This window comes from Candidatus Woesearchaeota archaeon (genome assembly GCA_021735165.1).
GTDB lineage: Archaea > Nanobdellota > Nanobdellia > Woesearchaeales > 21-14-0-10-32-9 > JAIPET01.
This window is the reverse complement of the sequence record JAIPHP010000002.1, coordinates 45,695-62,745: the sequence shown is the minus strand read 5'-3', so window position 1 is coordinate 62,745 and position 17,051 is coordinate 45,695. Positions and strand designations below refer to the sequence as shown.

At 30.8% G+C, this 17,051-nt stretch carries 17 protein-coding genes and 4 tRNA genes; 7 read left to right on the top strand and 14 right to left on the bottom strand.

Translation table 11 applies throughout. The features are described from left to right. Positions 1–53 precede the first annotated feature (53 nt). A complete protein-coding gene (gene lysS, locus K9L97_00970) occupies positions 54–1,559 on the top strand; it encodes a lysine--tRNA ligase (GenBank protein MCF7871580.1) in 1,506 nt (501 codons plus the stop codon). Continuing rightward, entirely contained in the window at positions 1,556–3,043 is a 1,488-nt protein-coding gene (proS, locus tag K9L97_00965) for a proline--tRNA ligase (GenBank protein ID MCF7871579.1), read from the top strand. Before lysS ends, proS begins: the two co-directional genes overlap by 4 nt. Before the next feature lie 15 nt (positions 3,044–3,058). Here proS and K9L97_00960 read toward each other — a convergent pair whose 3' ends face one another. Beyond that, entirely contained in the window at positions 3,059–3,409 is a 351-nt protein-coding gene (locus tag K9L97_00960) for a hypothetical protein (GenBank protein ID MCF7871578.1), read from the bottom strand. A 260-nt stretch (positions 3,410–3,669) separates the two neighbouring features. Between K9L97_00960 and rtcA the strand changes: the two genes are divergently transcribed. Next, positions 3,670–4,704 carry an RNA 3'-phosphate cyclase gene (gene rtcA, locus K9L97_00955; GenBank protein MCF7871577.1) on the top strand — a complete coding sequence of 345 codons (1,035 nt, stop codon included), beginning with the start codon at positions 3,670–3,672 and terminating at the stop codon, positions 4,702–4,704. Position 4,705: 1 nt separating this feature from the next. Here the strand turns inward: rtcA and K9L97_00950 are convergent, their stop codons facing one another. Beyond that, on the bottom strand, positions 4,706–6,346 hold the full coding sequence (locus tag K9L97_00950; GenBank protein MCF7871576.1) for a hypothetical protein: 1,641 nt from the start codon (positions 6,344–6,346) through the stop codon (positions 4,706–4,708). Positions 6,347–6,476: 130 nt separating this feature from the next. Between K9L97_00950 and K9L97_00945 the strand changes: the two genes are divergently transcribed. Continuing rightward, a complete protein-coding gene (locus K9L97_00945; GenBank protein MCF7871575.1) occupies positions 6,477–6,833 on the top strand; it encodes a hypothetical protein in 357 nt (118 codons plus the stop codon). Between the two features lie 46 nt (positions 6,834–6,879). Here K9L97_00945 and K9L97_00940 read toward each other — a convergent pair whose 3' ends face one another. The 8 genes from K9L97_00940 to K9L97_00905 all read right to left on the bottom strand — a co-directional run bounded on the left by K9L97_00940 (position 6,880) and on the right by K9L97_00905 (position 13,753). Continuing rightward, positions 6,880–7,824 (bottom strand): DUF1385 domain-containing protein, encoded by a 945-nt coding sequence (locus K9L97_00940; protein ID MCF7871574.1) that lies wholly within the window; start codon positions 7,822–7,824, stop codon positions 6,880–6,882. 40 nt (positions 7,825–7,864) lie between these two features. Next, positions 7,865–9,040 (bottom strand): PD-(D/E)XK nuclease family protein, encoded by a 1,176-nt coding sequence (locus K9L97_00935; protein MCF7871573.1) that lies wholly within the window; start codon positions 9,038–9,040, stop codon positions 7,865–7,867. Positions 9,041–9,131: 91 nt separating this feature from the next. Further along, complete coding sequence (gene ftsY, locus K9L97_00930) at positions 9,132–10,883, bottom strand: signal recognition particle-docking protein FtsY (protein MCF7871572.1); 1,752 nt, start codon at positions 10,881–10,883, stop codon at positions 9,132–9,134. Positions 10,884–10,885: 2 nt separating this feature from the next. Beyond that, entirely contained in the window at positions 10,886–11,257 is a 372-nt protein-coding gene (gene pfdA, locus K9L97_00925) for a prefoldin subunit alpha (protein MCF7871571.1), read from the bottom strand. Beyond that, positions 11,250–11,930 carry a translation initiation factor IF-6 gene (locus K9L97_00920; protein ID MCF7871570.1) on the bottom strand — a complete coding sequence of 227 codons (681 nt, stop codon included), beginning with the start codon at positions 11,928–11,930 and terminating at the stop codon, positions 11,250–11,252. Before K9L97_00920 ends, pfdA begins: the two co-directional genes overlap by 8 nt. 148 nt (positions 11,931–12,078) lie before the next feature. Then, positions 12,079–12,864 (bottom strand): segregation/condensation protein A, encoded by a 786-nt coding sequence (locus K9L97_00915; protein ID MCF7871569.1) that lies wholly within the window; start codon positions 12,862–12,864, stop codon positions 12,079–12,081. A gap of 52 nt (positions 12,865–12,916) precedes the next feature. Next, on the bottom strand, positions 12,917–13,195 hold the full coding sequence (locus K9L97_00910; protein MCF7871568.1) for a hypothetical protein: 279 nt from the start codon (positions 13,193–13,195) through the stop codon (positions 12,917–12,919). A gap of 483 nt (positions 13,196–13,678) precedes the next feature. After that, positions 13,679–13,753, bottom strand: a tRNA-Glu gene (locus K9L97_00905). Between K9L97_00905 and K9L97_00900 the strand changes: the two genes are divergently transcribed. After that, positions 13,726–13,971: a hypothetical protein gene (locus tag K9L97_00900; GenBank protein MCF7871567.1), complete on the top strand. Its 246-nt coding sequence runs from the start codon at positions 13,726–13,728 to the stop codon at positions 13,969–13,971. The two genes, K9L97_00905 and K9L97_00900, sit on opposite strands and share 28 nt — an antisense overlap. A 95-nt stretch (positions 13,972–14,066) precedes the next feature. Here the strand turns inward: K9L97_00900 and K9L97_00895 are convergent. The 3 genes from K9L97_00895 to K9L97_00885 form a co-directional block, all read right to left on the bottom strand. Beyond that, a tRNA-Ile gene (locus tag K9L97_00895) sits at positions 14,067–14,172 on the bottom strand. Positions 14,173–14,175: 3 nt separating this feature from the next. Continuing rightward, a tRNA-Gly gene (locus K9L97_00890) sits at positions 14,176–14,247 on the bottom strand. Between the two features lie 50 nt (positions 14,248–14,297). Next, positions 14,298–14,645 (bottom strand): hypothetical protein, encoded by a 348-nt coding sequence (locus K9L97_00885; protein MCF7871566.1) that lies wholly within the window; start codon positions 14,643–14,645, stop codon positions 14,298–14,300. Between the two features lie 447 nt (positions 14,646–15,092). Between K9L97_00885 and K9L97_00880 the strand changes: the two genes are divergently transcribed. Together K9L97_00880 and K9L97_00875 are read left to right on the top strand one after the other, a co-directional pair. Beyond that, positions 15,093–15,201: transfer RNA gene (locus K9L97_00880), tRNA-Thr, on the top strand. A 41-nt stretch (positions 15,202–15,242) separates the two neighbouring features. Next, positions 15,243–15,422, top strand: a complete 180-nt coding sequence (locus tag K9L97_00875) for a hypothetical protein (GenBank protein ID MCF7871565.1) — start codon at positions 15,243–15,245, stop codon at positions 15,420–15,422. A 6-nt stretch (positions 15,423–15,428) separates the two neighbouring features. On the opposite strand, the gene K9L97_00870 is transcribed toward K9L97_00875, so the two are convergent. After that, the gene (locus tag K9L97_00870) at positions 15,429–16,937 is read right to left on the bottom strand and encodes a hypothetical protein (protein MCF7871564.1); all 1,509 of its coding nucleotides are present in this window, start codon (positions 16,935–16,937) and stop codon (positions 15,429–15,431) included. Between the last annotated feature and the right edge of the window lie 114 nt (positions 16,938–17,051).

The window sequence follows — 17,051 nt, the reverse complement described above, 5'->3', positions numbered from 1 at the left end:
AAATTTCAAAAAACTTAATAAATAAGTCGAAATACTAATATTTAGGTGGTAATATGCCAGAAGAAGTAAAAAACAATCAAAATAAGTTAATTTTGGATAGAAAATCAAAATTAGAATCTATAAAAAACAAAAATATAAATCCTTATCCTTACACATTTAAGTATACAAAAAAATCTGAACAAATCAAAGAAAAAAATAAAGGCATAAAGCCAGAAGAACAAACAAAAGACACTGAATCTGTGGCTGGAAGAATTATTTTGTTTAGAAGAATGGGCAAAGTGTGCTTTTTAACAATAAAAGATGATGTCGGTGAACTCCAACTATATCTAAGAAAAGACGATATAGGTGAAAAATATGATCATATAAAAGATTTTGACATAGGTGATTGGATTGGCGCAACAGGCACTATTTTTAGAACAAAAATGGGTGAAATAACTCTGCAAACTAAAGATTTTCAAATGTTATGCAAAGCAACAAGACCTCTACCAGATAAATTTCACGGAATTCACGATACGGAAATAAGATATAGAAAAAGATATCTTGATCTAATAACTAATTCAAAAGCAAAAGAAATACTTAAGAAAAGAGCGCTTTTGATGAAATATATACGTGAATTTTTGAATGAAAAAGGAGGATTGGAAGTAGAAACGCCAATATTGCACCCTATATATGGAGGTGCTGCTGCAAAACCATTTAAAACGTTTCATAATGAATTAAAAATGGATCTATTTTTAAGAATAAGTCCAGAACTATATTTAAAAAAACTAATCGTTGGAGGATTTGAATTCGTTTATGATATAAATAAAAATTTTAGAAATGAAGGCGTTGATACTACTCATAATCCAGAATTTACGATGCTTGAATTGTATAAAGCATACGCAGATTATAATGATATGATGAAGATAACAGAAGAACTCTATGAATATGTAGCAATAAAATTAAACGGTTCAACAAAGTCTAATTTTAGAGGAAATGAAATAGATTTTAAAGCTCCTTGGAAACGAGTTAAGATGCTTGATGCAATAAAAGAATATGCAGGTATAGATGCTGAAAACATGGATATGGAACAACTAGAACTGTTTGTAAAAGAAAAAAGGATTCCTTTTGAAAATGAACCTTCTTGGGGAAATTATGTTTTAGCAGTATTTGAACATTATTGCGAAGATAAATTTACACAACCAACTTTTGTAATTGATCATCCAAAGGAGTCTACGCCTTTATGTAAACAGCACAGAGAAGATTCAAGGTTGATAGAAAGATTTGAGCCATTTTGTTGTGGTATTGAATTGGCAAATGCGTATTCTGAATTAAACGACCCCGTGCATCAAAGAAAATTATTAGAAGATCAACAAAGACAATTATCTGAAGGAAATGAAGAAGCAAATCCTCTTGATGAAGATTTTTTAGAAGCAATAGAAACAGGAATGCCTCCTACAGGAGGTTTAGGCATCGGGATTGATAGGATGGCTATGTTGGTACTTGGTCAAGAATCAATAAGGGATGTAATTTTGTTTCCTTTAATGAAACCTCAAGAAGAGAAAAATGAGGATAAGAAATGATAAAACAAAAAAAACAGATAGGAATAACTGAAAAGAAAACTGAAAATTTTAGTGAGTGGTTCACGCAAATAGTGGGTCCTGAAGGTGCAGAATTGGCAGATGTACGTTACGGTGTGCAAGGGTTTATAGTGCATATGCCTTGGGGATTTAAAATATTAAGAAAAATATATGAATATTTAGAGGAAGAATTTGAAAAAGACGGTCATGAACCTTATTTATTTCCTACGGTGATTAAAAAGGAAAATTTAGAACGAGAAGCAGAACACGCAGGATTTGCACCCGATGTTTTCTGGGTGACTGAAGCTGGAACAAAAAAATTAGAAGAGCCTGTTGCGTTAAGGCCTACTGGAGAAACCCAAATTTATCCTATGTATTCTTTGTGGTTGAGAACGTATTCTCAATTACCTATGAAGAGATACCAATCAAGAATAACAACTTTTAGAAATGAAAAAACAACGAGGCCCTTTCTTAGAGGGAGAGAATTTATGTTTATGGAATCTCATAATGTTTATTCTTCACATGAAGGGGTTATGAAACAAATTGAAAGTGATGGTTTGATAATGGAGCGCGTTATAGGTGGGAAATTAAAAATTCCTCACATATTTTTTAAAAGACCTAAATGGGATGCATTTTTAGGAGCAGATGCTACATATGTTGCGGATACTTTGATGCCTGATGGAAGAAGAAATCAGCTTTCTTCAACTCATGATTTGGGAATTAATTTTGCAAAGGCATATGATATAATGTTTGTTGATAAGGATGAAAAAAAGAAGTATGCTCATCAATCTTGTTTTGGACCTGGCATATGGAGGATAATGGCTGCGATTATTGGGGTTCATGGAGATGATCAAGGTTTAGTTTTGCCGTTTGATGTTTCTCCTCACCAAATTGTTGTTGTGCCTATTATTTTTAGTGACGAAGCAAAAAATAAAAAAGTTATGGACAAATGTTATGAAATTAAAAAAATGCTTGAAGACAAATACAGGGTGTATATAGATGAATCAGATAATACTAGTGGTTGGAAATTTAATCAGTGGGAAATGAAAGGAGTGCCTATAAGGATAGAAATAGGTCCTAATGATGTTGAAAAGTCGCAGGTAGTTATGAAAAGAAGGACTAGTGCGGAAAAAATATTTGTTAAATATGAACATTTGTTTGACGCATTAAATAAGGAAATTGAGTTAGTGGATAAAGATATTGGTGTTAGGGCTAAGAAATATTTTACAGACAACACAAAAGAAACAGATTCTTTAGATGAATTAAAAGAATTGATGAAAAAACACAGAGGTTTTGTTAAAGTTCCATTTTTTTCTATTGATAAAGAAGGTGAGGAAGCCGCAGAGATTCTTAAAGTTGAGACTCAGGGAGCATATGTTTGTGGCATTCCTTGGGATGTAAACAAAAGAGAATCTGCTAAGGGCAAAAAATGTATAATTACTGGAAAACCTGCAAAACATATTGTTTATGTGGCAAAAAGTTGGTAATTCGAAGAATCTGAGTTATATAGCCATTTGGTTGAATGCGTTGTATTCGTTCGAGGTCTTTGAATCTATTTTTGGGCTTATAAATGGTTTTGTTTTCATATGGTATACTTTTGGTGAATCTTTAGTGATGTCTTTTTTTAGTTTGGAGTCGTAATTGAAAATTGTGGCATAAATATCTTTGATTTTGTTCAGGGTTGTTTTCAAATAATTTTTAGAATCATTTTTTATAGTGTTTTTTAATTGGTCATGATATTTTATTGCGGATTCTATTGCTTTTTTGTGATCTTCTAAAGAATATATTGTTTCGCCAGTCGGTTTCATAAACGCGCCATTTGTTACTATTTCATCTATTGATTCAACATCCATTTTACCTAAACTCTCTCTTATTATACTTATATCTATATTATTAGTACTATTTAAATATTGTTGCACTCTAAACTATAGGTAAATGACTGATAAAGAGAAAAAAACATAAGTGATGTGCTGTTTATTTGCTGATTAAAGGCTAAATTGCGCTTTATTTACGTCAAAAAAAATAAAAATGTATGTTAAATTCTTATTAGAGAAAATTTTGTTAATCTGCTAATAGAAAAAAAATAAAAATGACTCGAAACTAACTAAAAAATATGATAGAAATAGATGGTTCATATGCTGAAGGTGGAGGCCAAATACTAAGAAATGCCCTTGCACTATCTCTAATAACTCAAAAACCCTTCAGAATAATAGATATAAGAAAAAGCAGAGCGAAACCAGGTCTTTCAAAACAGCACTTAAAATGCATAGAATCTGCCTTAAAAATTTCAAATTCCAAAGTGACTGGAAATTATTTAGGATCTACAGAACTTGAATTCATACCAGGACCTCTAAATAAATCAAAAAAAACAACTATTGATATAGGAACTGCGGGGTCTATAACGTTGTTGCTACAAAGCATACTTTTACCGTGCATATTAGCAGAAAACAATTATCAATTAACAATAATTGGCGGAACAGATGTAAAATGGAGTATGCCTGTCGAATTCTTAGAAAAAATAATGTTGCCGTTTTACAGACAAATAGGTGCAATAAACATAACAACAATTAAAAAAGGATATTATCCAAAAGGTAAAGGCGCAGTACAAATAACAATTGGACAAAAAAATAAAAAAATAGACCCTATAATAAAAATAGAGGCTGGAAAAATAAAACAAATACTAGGCACTTGTCATTCAAGCAAACAAAAAATAAATGAAAAAATAAATGAAAAAATCATAGAAATAACAGAAATATTAACATCAGACTTTCAAGTTCCAACAAAAATAATAAATTCATACACAGAAACAGAAAGTGAAGAAACATCTTTATTTGTATATGCTGTAACTGAGCATGAAGACTTCGAAAAAATAGAATACAATTTAATATCTTCAAATTCGCTATTAGAGAATAAATCTATAGAACAAATAGCAGAAGAAACAATAAATAAATTAAAAGAACAACTGCAAAACCACCCTGCAGTAGATGAGTGGACCGCAGATAATTTAATACAATTGATGGCGTTATTTGGAGGAAAAATAAAAACTAGTAAAATAACAAAACACACAAAATCAGCAATATATGTTGCCGAGTTTTTTACAAACACAAAATTCAAGATAGAACATCAAACAATTACTGCCGAACTCTAAATTATTGGGGTATGAGTCTTAGAACAATATCTTCATAAATTTCTTTAAGGGTTTTTCTTACGTGTTCCTTATAGTCTTCAGCATAATTAGAAGTTTCTACTTCTTCAACTAGTTCATTATACAAAAGCTTAGCATCTTCAAGTTCATATTCATCTACTAATTGCCTAAGATCGTCTATTTTTTTATGCAAGATATCTTCTTCTCCAAAATCTTCAGAATCAACATCCGGACTATTTTCGAATATTGAACCAGAATTAGAATTTGCCAAAACGGAATGTTCAGCAAGCACGTTTTTTTCTTTTTGATCAGGTTCTTCTTTAAGCATTTCCAAAAGTTTTTCTTCTTCTTTTACAAGTTTTTCATATTCTTTTTCTTTTTCAGTAATAAACTTGGCTTTTGCTTCAATTTTTACAAATAATTTGTCTGCATTTTGAGAAATTTCAGACAATTTATCTGCCAAAGAATTAATCTCTCCAGAAAATCTCTCTTGTTTTGCTTTGAATAATTTCTCTGCTTTTTCGGCATTGATGTTCCAAACATGTTCTTCTTCTTCTGCATTTTTAAGGTTTTCTTTTAACTTTGATTTTTTTTCATTTAATTTAACAATTTCTTCTTTTAGTTTTTCCTTATTTTTTTTCATCTTTTCTTCGTCATTGCTAAGCTTCTTAAGTTCTTTTAGTGAATCCGAAAATTTTTTTAATTCGGTATTGGCTTTTTCTCTTTCTTTCTTATTTTTTTTAGTTTCAGCATTAAGTTTTTTTATTTTAGCATTCAATTCAGTACTTTGCTTTTTTATTTTATCCATAGAAGTTTTTAAAACAGATCTGAGCTCTTTATTTTTATTTTTAATTAAAAGCTTGACTTCTTTTTCTACGTGCTTAATTATTTTATCTTGAGAGTCGTCAAAATTAATGGTTTGGCCAATGGTTTCAATTAATTCTTGATGATCAATTTTGGCTGCGTTATGCAAATCTTTCAAATAAATATTTGGGTTAGAAACAACGTCTAATTCATCATTTTGTTCCGCATTATTTTTAGTGTTGTTTTTTTGAACTTTGGCTTTTTTAGAAGAGTGTTCATCAACATCGCTGGTGAAATCAGAGTCTTCTTCATCATAAGGTTCTTCTGATGCGGAATTTGGCATGCTTTCTTCAATATGTGACTCATCATCAGAACCATCAATCCAAGCATCTGTATCTTCGTTTTTCTTATCTTCAAAATCAACATAATTGTTTATTTTGTCTGAATTTGTTGAAATTTTATCTTTAGTTTTAGATAAGCCAATCAAATTTTCTGATTGGTCTAAAGCGTCAGATTCGACTGCATCTTCGAATTTGCCTTGAATGGATTCTTTTTTATTGTCTAAGCCAAATGCATTTCTTAAATTACTGATATCTTCATCAGTCAAAGTATCTTTAGAACTCTTAGCATTTTTCTTTGCAATCTCGCGTTTAGAATTGTTCTTCTTTGGTTTAAATAATTTGGAAAATATGTTTTGCTTTTCTGTCTCATCCTGAGGAATGTCTTGAGAAAAATATTCATCTCCAGTATCTAAATTAGAATCTTCATCAGCAAAAGCATCAATTTTGTCATTCTGACCCTCAAACCCCGGTTTTTTCGGAGGTAGAATATCATCGCTCAAGTATATTACCTCTTTTTTAACTCCCAACTTAATATGCAATCAGAATTTTATTATTTAAAGATTTGCAACTACTCTAAAAAGATAACTACATATGGAAAGATTTTTTAACAAACGCGAAACAAAAAATAATATGACTCGTATAGATTTAGAAGCCGCAAAGGAATTAAGAACAAAACTAGACGACTTAACAAAAAGATATAATGAAATAGCAAAACTATCTTTAGAACTGACAAACCAACAAGATTTAAGAGAATTAAAAGCAGAACAAACTGAACACGAAATAACTGAAGAACTGGATGTGGTAAAAAAAGTTATGGAGAAGATAGATGACGATATTAAAAATTTGACAATAGAGAAAAAAATATTAGGTAGAGAGTTAAAAGAAATAGTAAAAGAAGACCAAATAAAAAATTTAAATAGAAAAATAGATCAATTCAAATTCGAAGAATATGCGTCTAAAGATCAATTTGAACGGGAAACAGAATGAGTTTTTTCTTTATTGCTCCCTAGCATAGGGGTTTAATACTCCGCATTCAGGTTGATAGCACGCAATTTGAAAACGTGAATGTTGTTAAAATGCTCTGTCTTTTAGATCGGGGATTAATCCGCGTTTCTTTATTCATACAAACAACTAATGAATTAATTGCAACTTCTAATTGTTTAAGCGTGGGCTCTCTAGTGGTTAATTTCTGAAATTGCAAACCAGGCCACATGACGATTCTAACGAAAAGATTTTTTTCATAATACTTCCCAGAAAATCTTATGATTTCGTAAGAAATACCTGCAATTAAAGGCAATAATAATACTCTAATCAATAAATTACTCCAAAAATCCAACGATTGTGGAAGCAAAATGTAAACAAAAATGCTCACTACAAAAACAATAATTACGAATGTTGTGCCGCATCGTGGATGTAGTGTTGTAAATTTTTGAGCGTTTTTAGGTGTCAACTTTTTTTTATGTTCATAGCAATTAACAACTTTATGTTCTGCGCCGTGATATCTAAATAAAGTTTTAACATCTGCCATCAAACTTATTAAATACAGATATAAAGAAATAATGATTATTTTAAGAATGCCATCCATTACATTCAAAATAAAGTAATTAGATTTCATGAGATTGGATAAAGAATTTGCCAAAAACCAGGGAAATAACTTAAACAAAGCCACGCCGAATATTATTGAAATTGCTATTGTTAAAAAAATCTCTTTTTTAGATAATTCCTCATTTTCGTCAACACTTTGATTGCCGCTCCATTGAAGCTCAGAAAAACCTATGGACATCATTTCAACAAGATTTACCATCCCCCTAATAAGGGGCCAACCTAGTGGTTTATATTTCTTTGAGACAGAATTAAAAGCTCTGATTTTAGAAACAATAGTTCCATTTTCTTTACGAACAGAAGTGCATACATAATTCTCGGAGCGCATAGTGACTCCTTCAATCACTGCTTGTCCACCAATCTTAATTTCAGACATACAATTTAATAAAAATTAATCATTTATAAGGTTTCTGAAATCAAACATCTCGTTCCTTCAAATAAAGCCTAAATATTGTTTGTTTTTTACCAAATTTTTCTAATACTGATTTATCAATATCTGATAGCTTAGGATAATCTTTTTCAAGAACCCAATTATCAATTTCTAAATATTTTTCGTATAAATTAAGTCCTTTAAGAGCTTCCTTAAATTGATTTCTTAATTCATCATTTTTTCCGGGAAACTTAATTGATTCTTTAGACCAAATAGTCAAAGCGTTATTTGTGCCAAAAAGAACTCTACAATTATTTTTTTCAGAATATCTTTTTATTTTTTCAGAAATTTCATCCATTTTTTTTTGAACTTTTTTTTCGTATTGTTTTAATCTAGCATAATTGTCTGCTAAATCTTTTCCATTTAAAGTTTCTTCTGCAATTTCTTCTTTTTTTTGTTCAAATAAATGTTTCCATAAAGGACAAATGCTCTGATACTCACAGTAGTTACATAATGCAGATTTAGTTGGTTCAAAATTTATTTCTTTAAGCATTAATTCTATTTCTTCAATAATTTCTTTTTTTAATTGATCTAGTTGTTCATTTGTTCTTTCACTTACAACTTCTCTGTCAAATGCAAGCATATGCCAAATTAATTTTATTTTCTTAGCATCAGGATATAATTTTTTAACGCCCATTGCATAAACTGCTAATTGTCTATCAGAATCAGCTTCTTCCTGGGTTTTCATGTTGCTGTTTGTTTTATAATCATGAATTTCATAAACTCCAGGTTCTGGACTTGAAAGTCTATCAATTCTTACGTGAATTTTGTATTTATCATTTAATTCATAGTAATCTTCAGTTTCCAGACCTATAGTTTTTGCTTGATTAAATGGTTGATAGTGTTTATAGTAATCTTCAATCATTTTTTGACCCATGATCTTGTAATTTTCTGCTGTGTATTGTTCTTTAACTATTAGAATTCCATCTTCCCAGTTTTTTATCCATAAATTGTTATAAAACTCTATTAATTCTTGCAGCTCATTTAATTTCTGAAATTTTAAGTCTTTATACAATTTTTCAAGGGTTTGATGAACTATATCGCCCATGAAGGTTTCTATAGTTCTAACAATTTCTGTTTCGACTTTGTCAATATAGTGGTATTTATATTTGAGTTTGCATTGTTCAAAACTAGATATTCTGCTATGGGAAAAAGTTGTCATTAGTAAGATGAGTATTTAATCATTAATAAGGGTTTTGGTAATTTGTCTAGTGGTGAAATTGTTTATTGGGATGTTTTTATTGGCGTGTTTTTTATAATCCCAAACTTTCAAGAATTTTTTCTTTATCAAATGTTTCTAAATCTTCGTATTTTTGTCCTGTTCCTAGAAACAATATTGGTTTTCCTGTAACATGACTTATAGATATTGCTGCTCCGCCTTTTTCATCAGTATCTGCTTTTGTTAATATTATTGCATCAATACCTATTTGTGCATCGTATATTTTTGCTTGTTCTACACAGTCATTTCCAGTTATTGATTCTCCGACGTAAATTTTAAGGTTTGGAGGGTTTACACGAATTAGTTTTTTTAGCTCTTGCATTAAATTATCATTTGAATGCATTCTTCCTGCAGTGTCTATCATTACAACGTCTATTTTTTTGGCTTTTGCGTGTTTTATTGCGTCGAATGCTACAGCTGCAGGGTCTGATTCATAGTCGTGTTTTATTAGTTTTATTTCTAATTTGTTTGCGTGTTCTTCTAATTGCTGTATTGCTGCTGCTCTGAATGTGTCTGCTGCAGCCCATACTATTGAAAATCCTTCTTTTTTTAGTTTGTTTGTTAGTTTTGCTATTGCGGTTGTTTTTCCAGCACCATTTATGCCTATTACAGATATTATGTATGGGTTTCCTTCTGCTTTTGATTTTTTTATATCTTCTTCTAGGTTTATTTGATATACAGTAAGCACTTTGTCTAATGTTTTTTTTAAGGTGTCTTGTATTATTTCAGACACGTTTTTTCTTGATAGTTTTCCCGTTGTCAGTTCTTCTTTGAGATCTTTTTTTATTAGATCTATTACTTGTAATGCCACGTTATTTTCTAGTAGTGTTAATTCTAGTTCCCAGAATAGTTCTTCGAATTTTTCTTCGCTTAGTTGTACTTTTGTGAATGTATCTGATACTTTTGAAAAGAATGATTTTTTTTCTTTTTTTATTTCTTCTATTATTAAGTCCTGATTTTTTGTTTCTGGTTCTTCTTTTTTTTCTGCGGTTTTTTGAATGTTTTTTTCTTTTTTATCTTCTGAGATTTTTGTTAATTCTTCTTTATTTTTTTTATTTTCTTCATCTTCTTGTTTTTTTTCGGTTTCTTTTTTGAGTTCTTCTTTTTTTGTTTCAGTCGTTTTTTCTTTTTCGATATCTTCTTTATTTAATTCTTGTTTTTCTTCTTCTGCAAGTTCGTCTATTTTTTGTTCTTCTTTTGTTTTTCTTTTGAATAATTTTGAAAAGAAACTCTTTTTTTCTTCGTTTTTCTTATTGTCCTCTTCGATTTCATCAAATTCTTCTGTTTCTTCTATTTCCTTTAAGTTTTCCTGATTTTTAGATTCTTCAGGTTTTATTGAGTCTTCATATTTTTTTATATCTTCTTTTTCAACTCGGTGTTCAATTTTTTTTGATTCTTTTTCTTTTGTTTTTTGAGCAATTTCTTGTAGATTTTGTTTGCTCTTTGGTTTTTCTGTCGTTATTTCTTCTGCTTCTTTTTTAAGCGCTACATCCCTCTCTAATAGGTCAACATTTTCTTCTTTTTTTGGTTTATGTGTTTGTTTGTTTGATTCGAATTCTTCTTTATTTTTTTTATTTTCTTCATCTTCTTGTTTTTTTTCGGTTTCTTTTTTGAGTTCTTCTTTTTTTGTTTCAGTCGTTTTTTCTTTTTCAATATCTTCTTTATTTAATTCTTGTTTTTCTTCTTCTGTAAGTTCATCTATTTTTTTCTCTTCTGCTTCTGCTTCTACTTCTTTACTGAATTTTTTTACTACGCCATTTAGTTTTTGTTTTAAGAATTTGAACATTTTTAATTTCCTTGAAACATCATTTCTATTTCTTTCAGTTTCGTTGTTGCGTCTTGCAAACTTTTATCTATTTCTTTTTCTTGTTTTTGAAGTAATTCTCTGGTTTCATCTATTGTTTTATCAATCACTAAATCACTGCCGACATTTACTTTTAGTTTTTTTGAATCTAATAACTTTGCGTTTATGAATATTCCATTTGCAATTGGTGCTAATATTTCTTCGTTTCCTTGTATCTTTTCGAATTCGTCAATTGCTTGTTTTGTGTTTTCTAATTGTTCTTTTGCATTGTTTAGTTTATTTATATGGTCATTTAGTTGTTGGTATTGTTGGTATAGTTGTTGCATTATTGCTTCTTGATTTTTGTCTTCAGTCATTGTCTAATCCTCCAAGAGCTTCTTCTGCATTTGCAACTTCAGGTCCTCCGCTTGCTTTTCCAACGGCTAAACCGTTGACATTGACTAGTATTCCTGATTTTAAGTATGGACTTCCCATATTTATTGAGCTAGGCGTAAGTTCGTATCCAATTAAATTTTTCATTAAATCATACTGCTCATCAGTTATGTCGTTTCCTATGATTGCTTTTTGTTTTGCGTGATTTATTGCGACTAAGGATCCTATTGCTTTTAAATTTAAATTTTTTAATTTTATTACAGGTTTTTCAAAAAAGGATTCTATTTTTTTTATTTGAGGCTCTGTAAAATCATTATTTACTAATATTTTTTCTTTGGCGATAATTATGTTGTTTCCCAAGCATGTTTGTTTTGTTTCAAGTACTTCTACTTGGAGATTCATGTTTTTTAGTTCTTGAAGTTCTTCTTCAAATATTATGCTTGGAACCATTATTTTTTTGCCATCTCCTATTATAAATACGTTGATAAATGATGCTCCTGCTATTGTCGTTTTGCAGATTGGAACTTGAAAAATGTTTTTTAGTTCTTCATCATACTCTTCAGGAATGTCTTTTCCGACTAGCATGATGTTGTCATTTACGTAGGCGTATAAACCTATGTTGCTGTTATTTTGGAAATCTATTATCTTTGTTTTCATATTTATTGGAAAAAAATACCCTTATAAAAATGTTTACTTTAATAGGTCTTTATTGTTAAATTGTCATTTAAATTTAAAGATAATTGCTTTTAGTTAGTGTTATGGCGCGTTTTAGAATGTCATAAATGTGTGTTGAGTAGATATTAGTTTAATTATAATCCTTTATGATGCCTGTTAAAGAGATGCTTATATCTCCAAAGTGAGATTTTTGGTCAATATCTATTTTTCTTTGAGTATCTAAGTGTAACAGAGGCACAAATGCCGTTATTTTATCTGATTTGTCGGTGGTTGTTAATAATTCATGAAACCATACAATTTTTACTTTTTTTAGCGTTAATCTTATTTGTTGGTATAAATCATTCATGATTATAGTCATATCTTTTGATTTTGCTGGTCGCTTTATTTTTGGGGTGGGTTTTATTCTTATTATTCTTTTTTGTTCTGTTTCTAGAGCTTTTTCTAACGCGTTAATTAAGTCATATACAGATACCTTTCTTTTTCTTGGTTGTGGTGTTCGATATTTTAATGTTGGTTTATTGTTTTTATCTTTTAAATGTATTTGATCGGGAAAGTCTTCCATTAAATCCATTAATTCATCGGGATTATCTGTGCTGTTTATCAAAGAATCAAGTGCTGCTATGTCTTCGTTTAATAATTTGTCCGATTTTAGTTTTAAGAAAAAAGCTGCTGCCAATATTATTTTGCCTGATATTCTAAAATCCATTTTTTTCATGTTTGATAAAAGACCAATGAATTTTTCTGAGATTATTGAAACATCTATGTTCCAGGGATCCATTTGTTCGGATTTAATAAGTTCCATAATTATATTTTGCCAAGTTAATTCATCTTGATCTACTAAGATGTTTATAATTGCTTGTTCGTTTCTTTTTCCTGCTCTTATTTGCATTTCCGGTTTTTGAGCTACAGTTACCATAATATACCTTTTATGTATACCAATATATAAATATTGTTATGTTGTTTTTTCTTTATAAATTATTCGGTTGTTTTATTTCAGAATCAGAAGAACGTTCCTCAGATTCATCTTCATCATCGAAATCTTCGCCGACAACCTCAGAATAAACTTCCTCTATTTCTTCTTCTGTAACGAGATTCTTTTTTAATAACAATCTTATCAAAGCATCAATTTTATCATTAGCATACTCAACTTTATCTTCAACAGAATCTTCTTCACAACTACAATCTTCGCCACAAGCTTCATCATGACAATGACCGCCGCAACATCCTAATTTAAAATCTTCATCCATTTTATGCTTCCCTCCATGCACAGAATTTATTTTTTATTAAATGTAGTGCCCTCTCTGCTTAAAAGACCTGATAGGTCACTAAAAACATAGAAAAACAGGCTATTTAAATAGTTTACGAGCGTTATTTGAAAAATAAGTATCCTAGTTCTAATGGCTTGACTATTCCAAACAAAATCTTATATTGACTTCGCCCCCCCCCCGAACAAACCAAAAAAAGCACCGCCTCTTACGAAGAACTATTTACTTACACAAATCTAGAGCTAGCATTTCTTAGAGCAAGAAAAGGCAAAACCAAAAAACAATATGTAGTTGATTTTGAAAAGAACAAAAAAGAAGTCTCCTAAAATTTATCAACATCTAATTCAATAGTTCTTTTCATAGAAACAAAAAGGCGCTCATAATATAAAAATTGATGTCGAAGAAAGACTCCTTCAAAGGCACCTTAGAAGCGGATGACTCGCAGTCAAGACCTGAATGGTAAAGTGCCCCGTCCGGGATTCGAACCCGAGTCTTTGCCTCGAAAGGGCAAAATGATTGGCCGGACTACACCAACGGGGCATAAACCAACGGATTTACTTTCCATTTATAAAGTTATTTCTTTAATAAGCCAACGTACTGCTTTAGTTTTGTTCTTAAGTAATGTAAAATTAATATATAAAAAAGTAAATTATCAACTGATTTGGCATGTTGTGATCAAAGCCAGTATTAATAACAAAAAAATAAAAAAAGGAGTTGGAAGATTACCTGAAAGAAAAACAAGATTGAAAGAAGAATAAAACTAAAAAGAATGGTTGAAATAATGCTAAAAGAATAAAAAAACAAGTCAAGGATTAACAAAGACCTAAATCTTTGAAACCCTTGACTGAATTCATGGGCCCGGGGAGATTTGAACTCCCGACCACTGGCTCTCTTCGAGCTATTCGCGTGAAACGTAGTCATATAAGACCAGCGCTCCAACCAGGCTAAGCTACGGGCCCATATGCGCGAGCTGGGATTTGAACCCAGGTCACAGCCTTGGCAAGGCCGTATACTAACCACTATACTACTCGCGCAGATAGTGATTGACATAAGAATAAATAAGCGTCTTTTAAAAGTTTCGAAATTAAACCTTCTTTCTCATTAATTTTTTGCCATAATTTTTAGATTTTACAATGATGCGTCCTTGCTTATGCATTAAATGGAACTGGAAAATGAACACATATAACACTAATCCAATAAACAATGTTTGGAGAAAATCACTCAATTCAGGCCAAATGCCAAAAGAAAAAACGCCAATCATTTTACAAAGCTGAAAAAAGAAAAACACAATCACTGCTATAAATAAAATCACCCAGGGCTTTCTATCGTTCATAGGAGCTGTTTTTTTTAAAAAAAGAATAGCAAACGCCAAAACAAACAAACCTATGAAAACATTTGCAATTCCAAGAATTTCTCTCCAAAACTCTAACATGTGAAGACCCCCGCAACCTATATTTAAAAATTTTTTTAAAATCAAGGGTGTGTCCCAAATATCTGTATTGCCCTAGAGCTCAATTGAGAGAAACACAACGTGGAACACGTTAAAGATATGTGTTTCTTCGGTAAAAAACTTAGACTGCAAAACAGCTAACAATATTTCGCAATACGAAAAAGAAAGACTTGAGACACACCCTAAAATCAACAAATGTCTTAAAGTAAGCGTCTGGAAGAGAATTTTTTTTAGGAGAATACTTGAATTCATTATTAGATTGTATTTACAAAGGAAAAGAAGACTTTAAATTAATAAATTAGAATATTTTAGTCTACTTAACGAAGCGAAATTAAAGACTTGAATCATAATTGATGTATGAACAAAATGTTTAGAACGATGCGTTCAATGAGTAAATTTTATATATACGATAAAAGTCTCACGATTTGTGCCTCCGTAGCTCAGCGGTAGAGCGCTACCTTGGTACGGCAGCGGCCAGGATATCTGAACGCAGCTAGCAAAAAGGTAGAGGTCGCGAGTTCAATTCTCGCCGGAGGCTTTCAAAAAAGAATGTTGAAAAAGAATACACAGGGATTGTAAGTGGAACTTGATGTTAAGCAAAAACAAAAACTAAAATTAATCATTCATAAGCATTCCAATAATTATGTGCATTTTTTACATCTATACGATGATATATCTAAGTTTTTACAAGAAGAACTAAAACCAAAGAATTCTATAAAAAAAGAAGTTATTATGTTGATGCAACAAATGCTCAAGTAATGAGAATTACTCTGTTTTTCTTTCCTTAAGCATTTGTTTAATTCTTTCTAAAATTTCTGTTAAGTGCGCACTCACAAATTTAATAGTTCCTGCTTGTTCATGACCTCCTCCATCGACATTAGCTTCCGGAAACTCTTTTTGCAGCCGTTCAATAATTTTTTGTACCGGAAGAACTAATTGATTAGCTCGAATAATAATCATATCAGACAAATGCCCTACAGAAACAACAGGACTATTTGAATAATCTTCTACAACTTTATCGTGAATTGCGCCGATAACTCTTCCAGGAGCGGGAAATGTGAATCTCAAAGTATATTTTTCCAAATCAATATGTGAAAAAATAACTCCGTTTATCTCTTGCGTTCTAAGATATGGGAGTGTTGATTGAAGTTGAGTTTCAGTTCCTTGTTTAACTTTTTCATTTATCATATCAACCAAATCAGGTTTTTTATAAATCTCTTCAAAAACACCTTTTCCAGGGTCAAACTTAAAATGATAAGCCATAAAATCAATAGCCACGCCCATCTTTCCTAACTCTTCTCTTGTTTTTCCTGCATTTTCAATATATCTTTTTGTTTCAGAAATATCGCATCTATCTGTTATGGCGGCAATCGCAGGCATTAAAGGATTATCAAAACCTTTGTAAATCATTCTACTAATTTCATAACAAAGCATTCCCGCGCTAGTTTGAGAATCCAAGCCATAAAGGTATGGATTAACATGGTCAACTAAATAAGGACAAACTGCCGTTTTTCCATTCACTAATTGGACAGGATTATGGTGGTCTATAACAATAACTTCAACACCCATCAAGCTCATGGTCTTCATACCAAAAACATCTTCTGGAGTGCTGCCATTATCTAAAACTAACAACAAAGGATTAATCTGATCAAATCCTTCAAGTCGCTTTATCATTGTCAAGTCTTTAAAAACATCAGTAACTTCATAAAAAGGGGCTTTACTAGGGCTTCTATAAAGATTATAACTGGGATCTACGCCTATTTCTTTCATCAAACCCTTTATTGACTGTTCAATAGCAAGTCCTGAATTTATTCCATCACTGTCATTGTGGTGCCTTATAATTATGGGTCTGTTATTAAGAACTGCTTTTCTTATTTTTTTAGCAACCCTTAACATGTGGTCTTTCATAATTTCAAACCTATCAGATTTAATACTAAAAGAAGTCCAATCAGGATTTGCTTTTTCATCAAGAATAGAATCAAAATCCTTTTCTTCCTTTTTTATTTTATCGATATCAATTTGAAGCTTTCCAGCTCGTTCACTGACTTTTCCTTCTATATAAACAACGTCGTTTTCCTCAAAATCAGAATCTTTAATTTTTGCATCTATCATGCCTGTTCCATCTGTAACAACAAATATTACTGGGCCTGGAACTACTTTTCTTGTAATCTTGACTATCCCTTTAAAGTAATCTCCTTCAGTAAGTTGAAAAACTTCTGCTTTAGAATCCTTTTTTTCATTATTTTTGCTATTATTAGCATTTTTTTTATTCATTTTTTTAACCTCTTGAAAAGAAATCTTTTTTCCATGGAATTCGTTCTTCCAAAGTCGACATCTCGTTCATGCCGATGCGCTTCTTTTCTCTTATATTTGTCTGAAAACAAGCAT

Coding starts and splice junctions, on each gene's coding strand:
- lysS (MCF7871580.1), top strand. CDS start 54: ATGCCAGAAGAAGTAAAAAACAATCAAAATAAGTTAATTTTGGATAGA.
- proS (MCF7871579.1), top strand. CDS start 1,556: ATGATAAAACAAAAAAAACAGATAGGAATAACTGAAAAGAAAACTGAA.
- K9L97_00960 (MCF7871578.1), bottom strand. CDS start 3,409: ATGGATGTTGAATCAATAGATGAAATAGTAACAAATGGCGCGTTTATG.
- rtcA (MCF7871577.1), top strand. CDS start 3,670: ATGATAGAAATAGATGGTTCATATGCTGAAGGTGGAGGCCAAATACTA.
- K9L97_00945 (MCF7871575.1), top strand. CDS start 6,477: ATGACTCGTATAGATTTAGAAGCCGCAAAGGAATTAAGAACAAAACTA.
- K9L97_00940 (MCF7871574.1), bottom strand. CDS start 7,824: ATGTCTGAAATTAAGATTGGTGGACAAGCAGTGATTGAAGGAGTCACT.
- K9L97_00935 (MCF7871573.1), bottom strand. CDS start 9,040: ATGACAACTTTTTCCCATAGCAGAATATCTAGTTTTGAACAATGCAAA.
- ftsY (MCF7871572.1), bottom strand. CDS start 10,883: ATGTTCAAATTCTTAAAACAAAAACTAAATGGCGTAGTAAAAAAATTC.
- pfdA (MCF7871571.1), bottom strand. CDS start 11,257: ATGACTGAAGACAAAAATCAAGAAGCAATAATGCAACAACTATACCAA.
- K9L97_00920 (MCF7871570.1), bottom strand. CDS start 11,930: ATGAAAACAAAGATAATAGATTTCCAAAATAACAGCAACATAGGTTTA.
- K9L97_00915 (MCF7871569.1), bottom strand. CDS start 12,864: ATGGTAACTGTAGCTCAAAAACCGGAAATGCAAATAAGAGCAGGAAAA.
- K9L97_00910 (MCF7871568.1), bottom strand. CDS start 13,195: ATGGATGAAGATTTTAAATTAGGATGTTGCGGCGGTCATTGTCATGAT.
- K9L97_00900 (MCF7871567.1), top strand. CDS start 13,726: ATGATTGGCCGGACTACACCAACGGGGCATAAACCAACGGATTTACTT.
- K9L97_00885 (MCF7871566.1), bottom strand. CDS start 14,645: ATGTTAGAGTTTTGGAGAGAAATTCTTGGAATTGCAAATGTTTTCATA.
- K9L97_00870 (MCF7871564.1), bottom strand. CDS start 16,937: ATGAATAAAAAAAATGCTAATAATAGCAAAAATAATGAAAAAAAGGAT.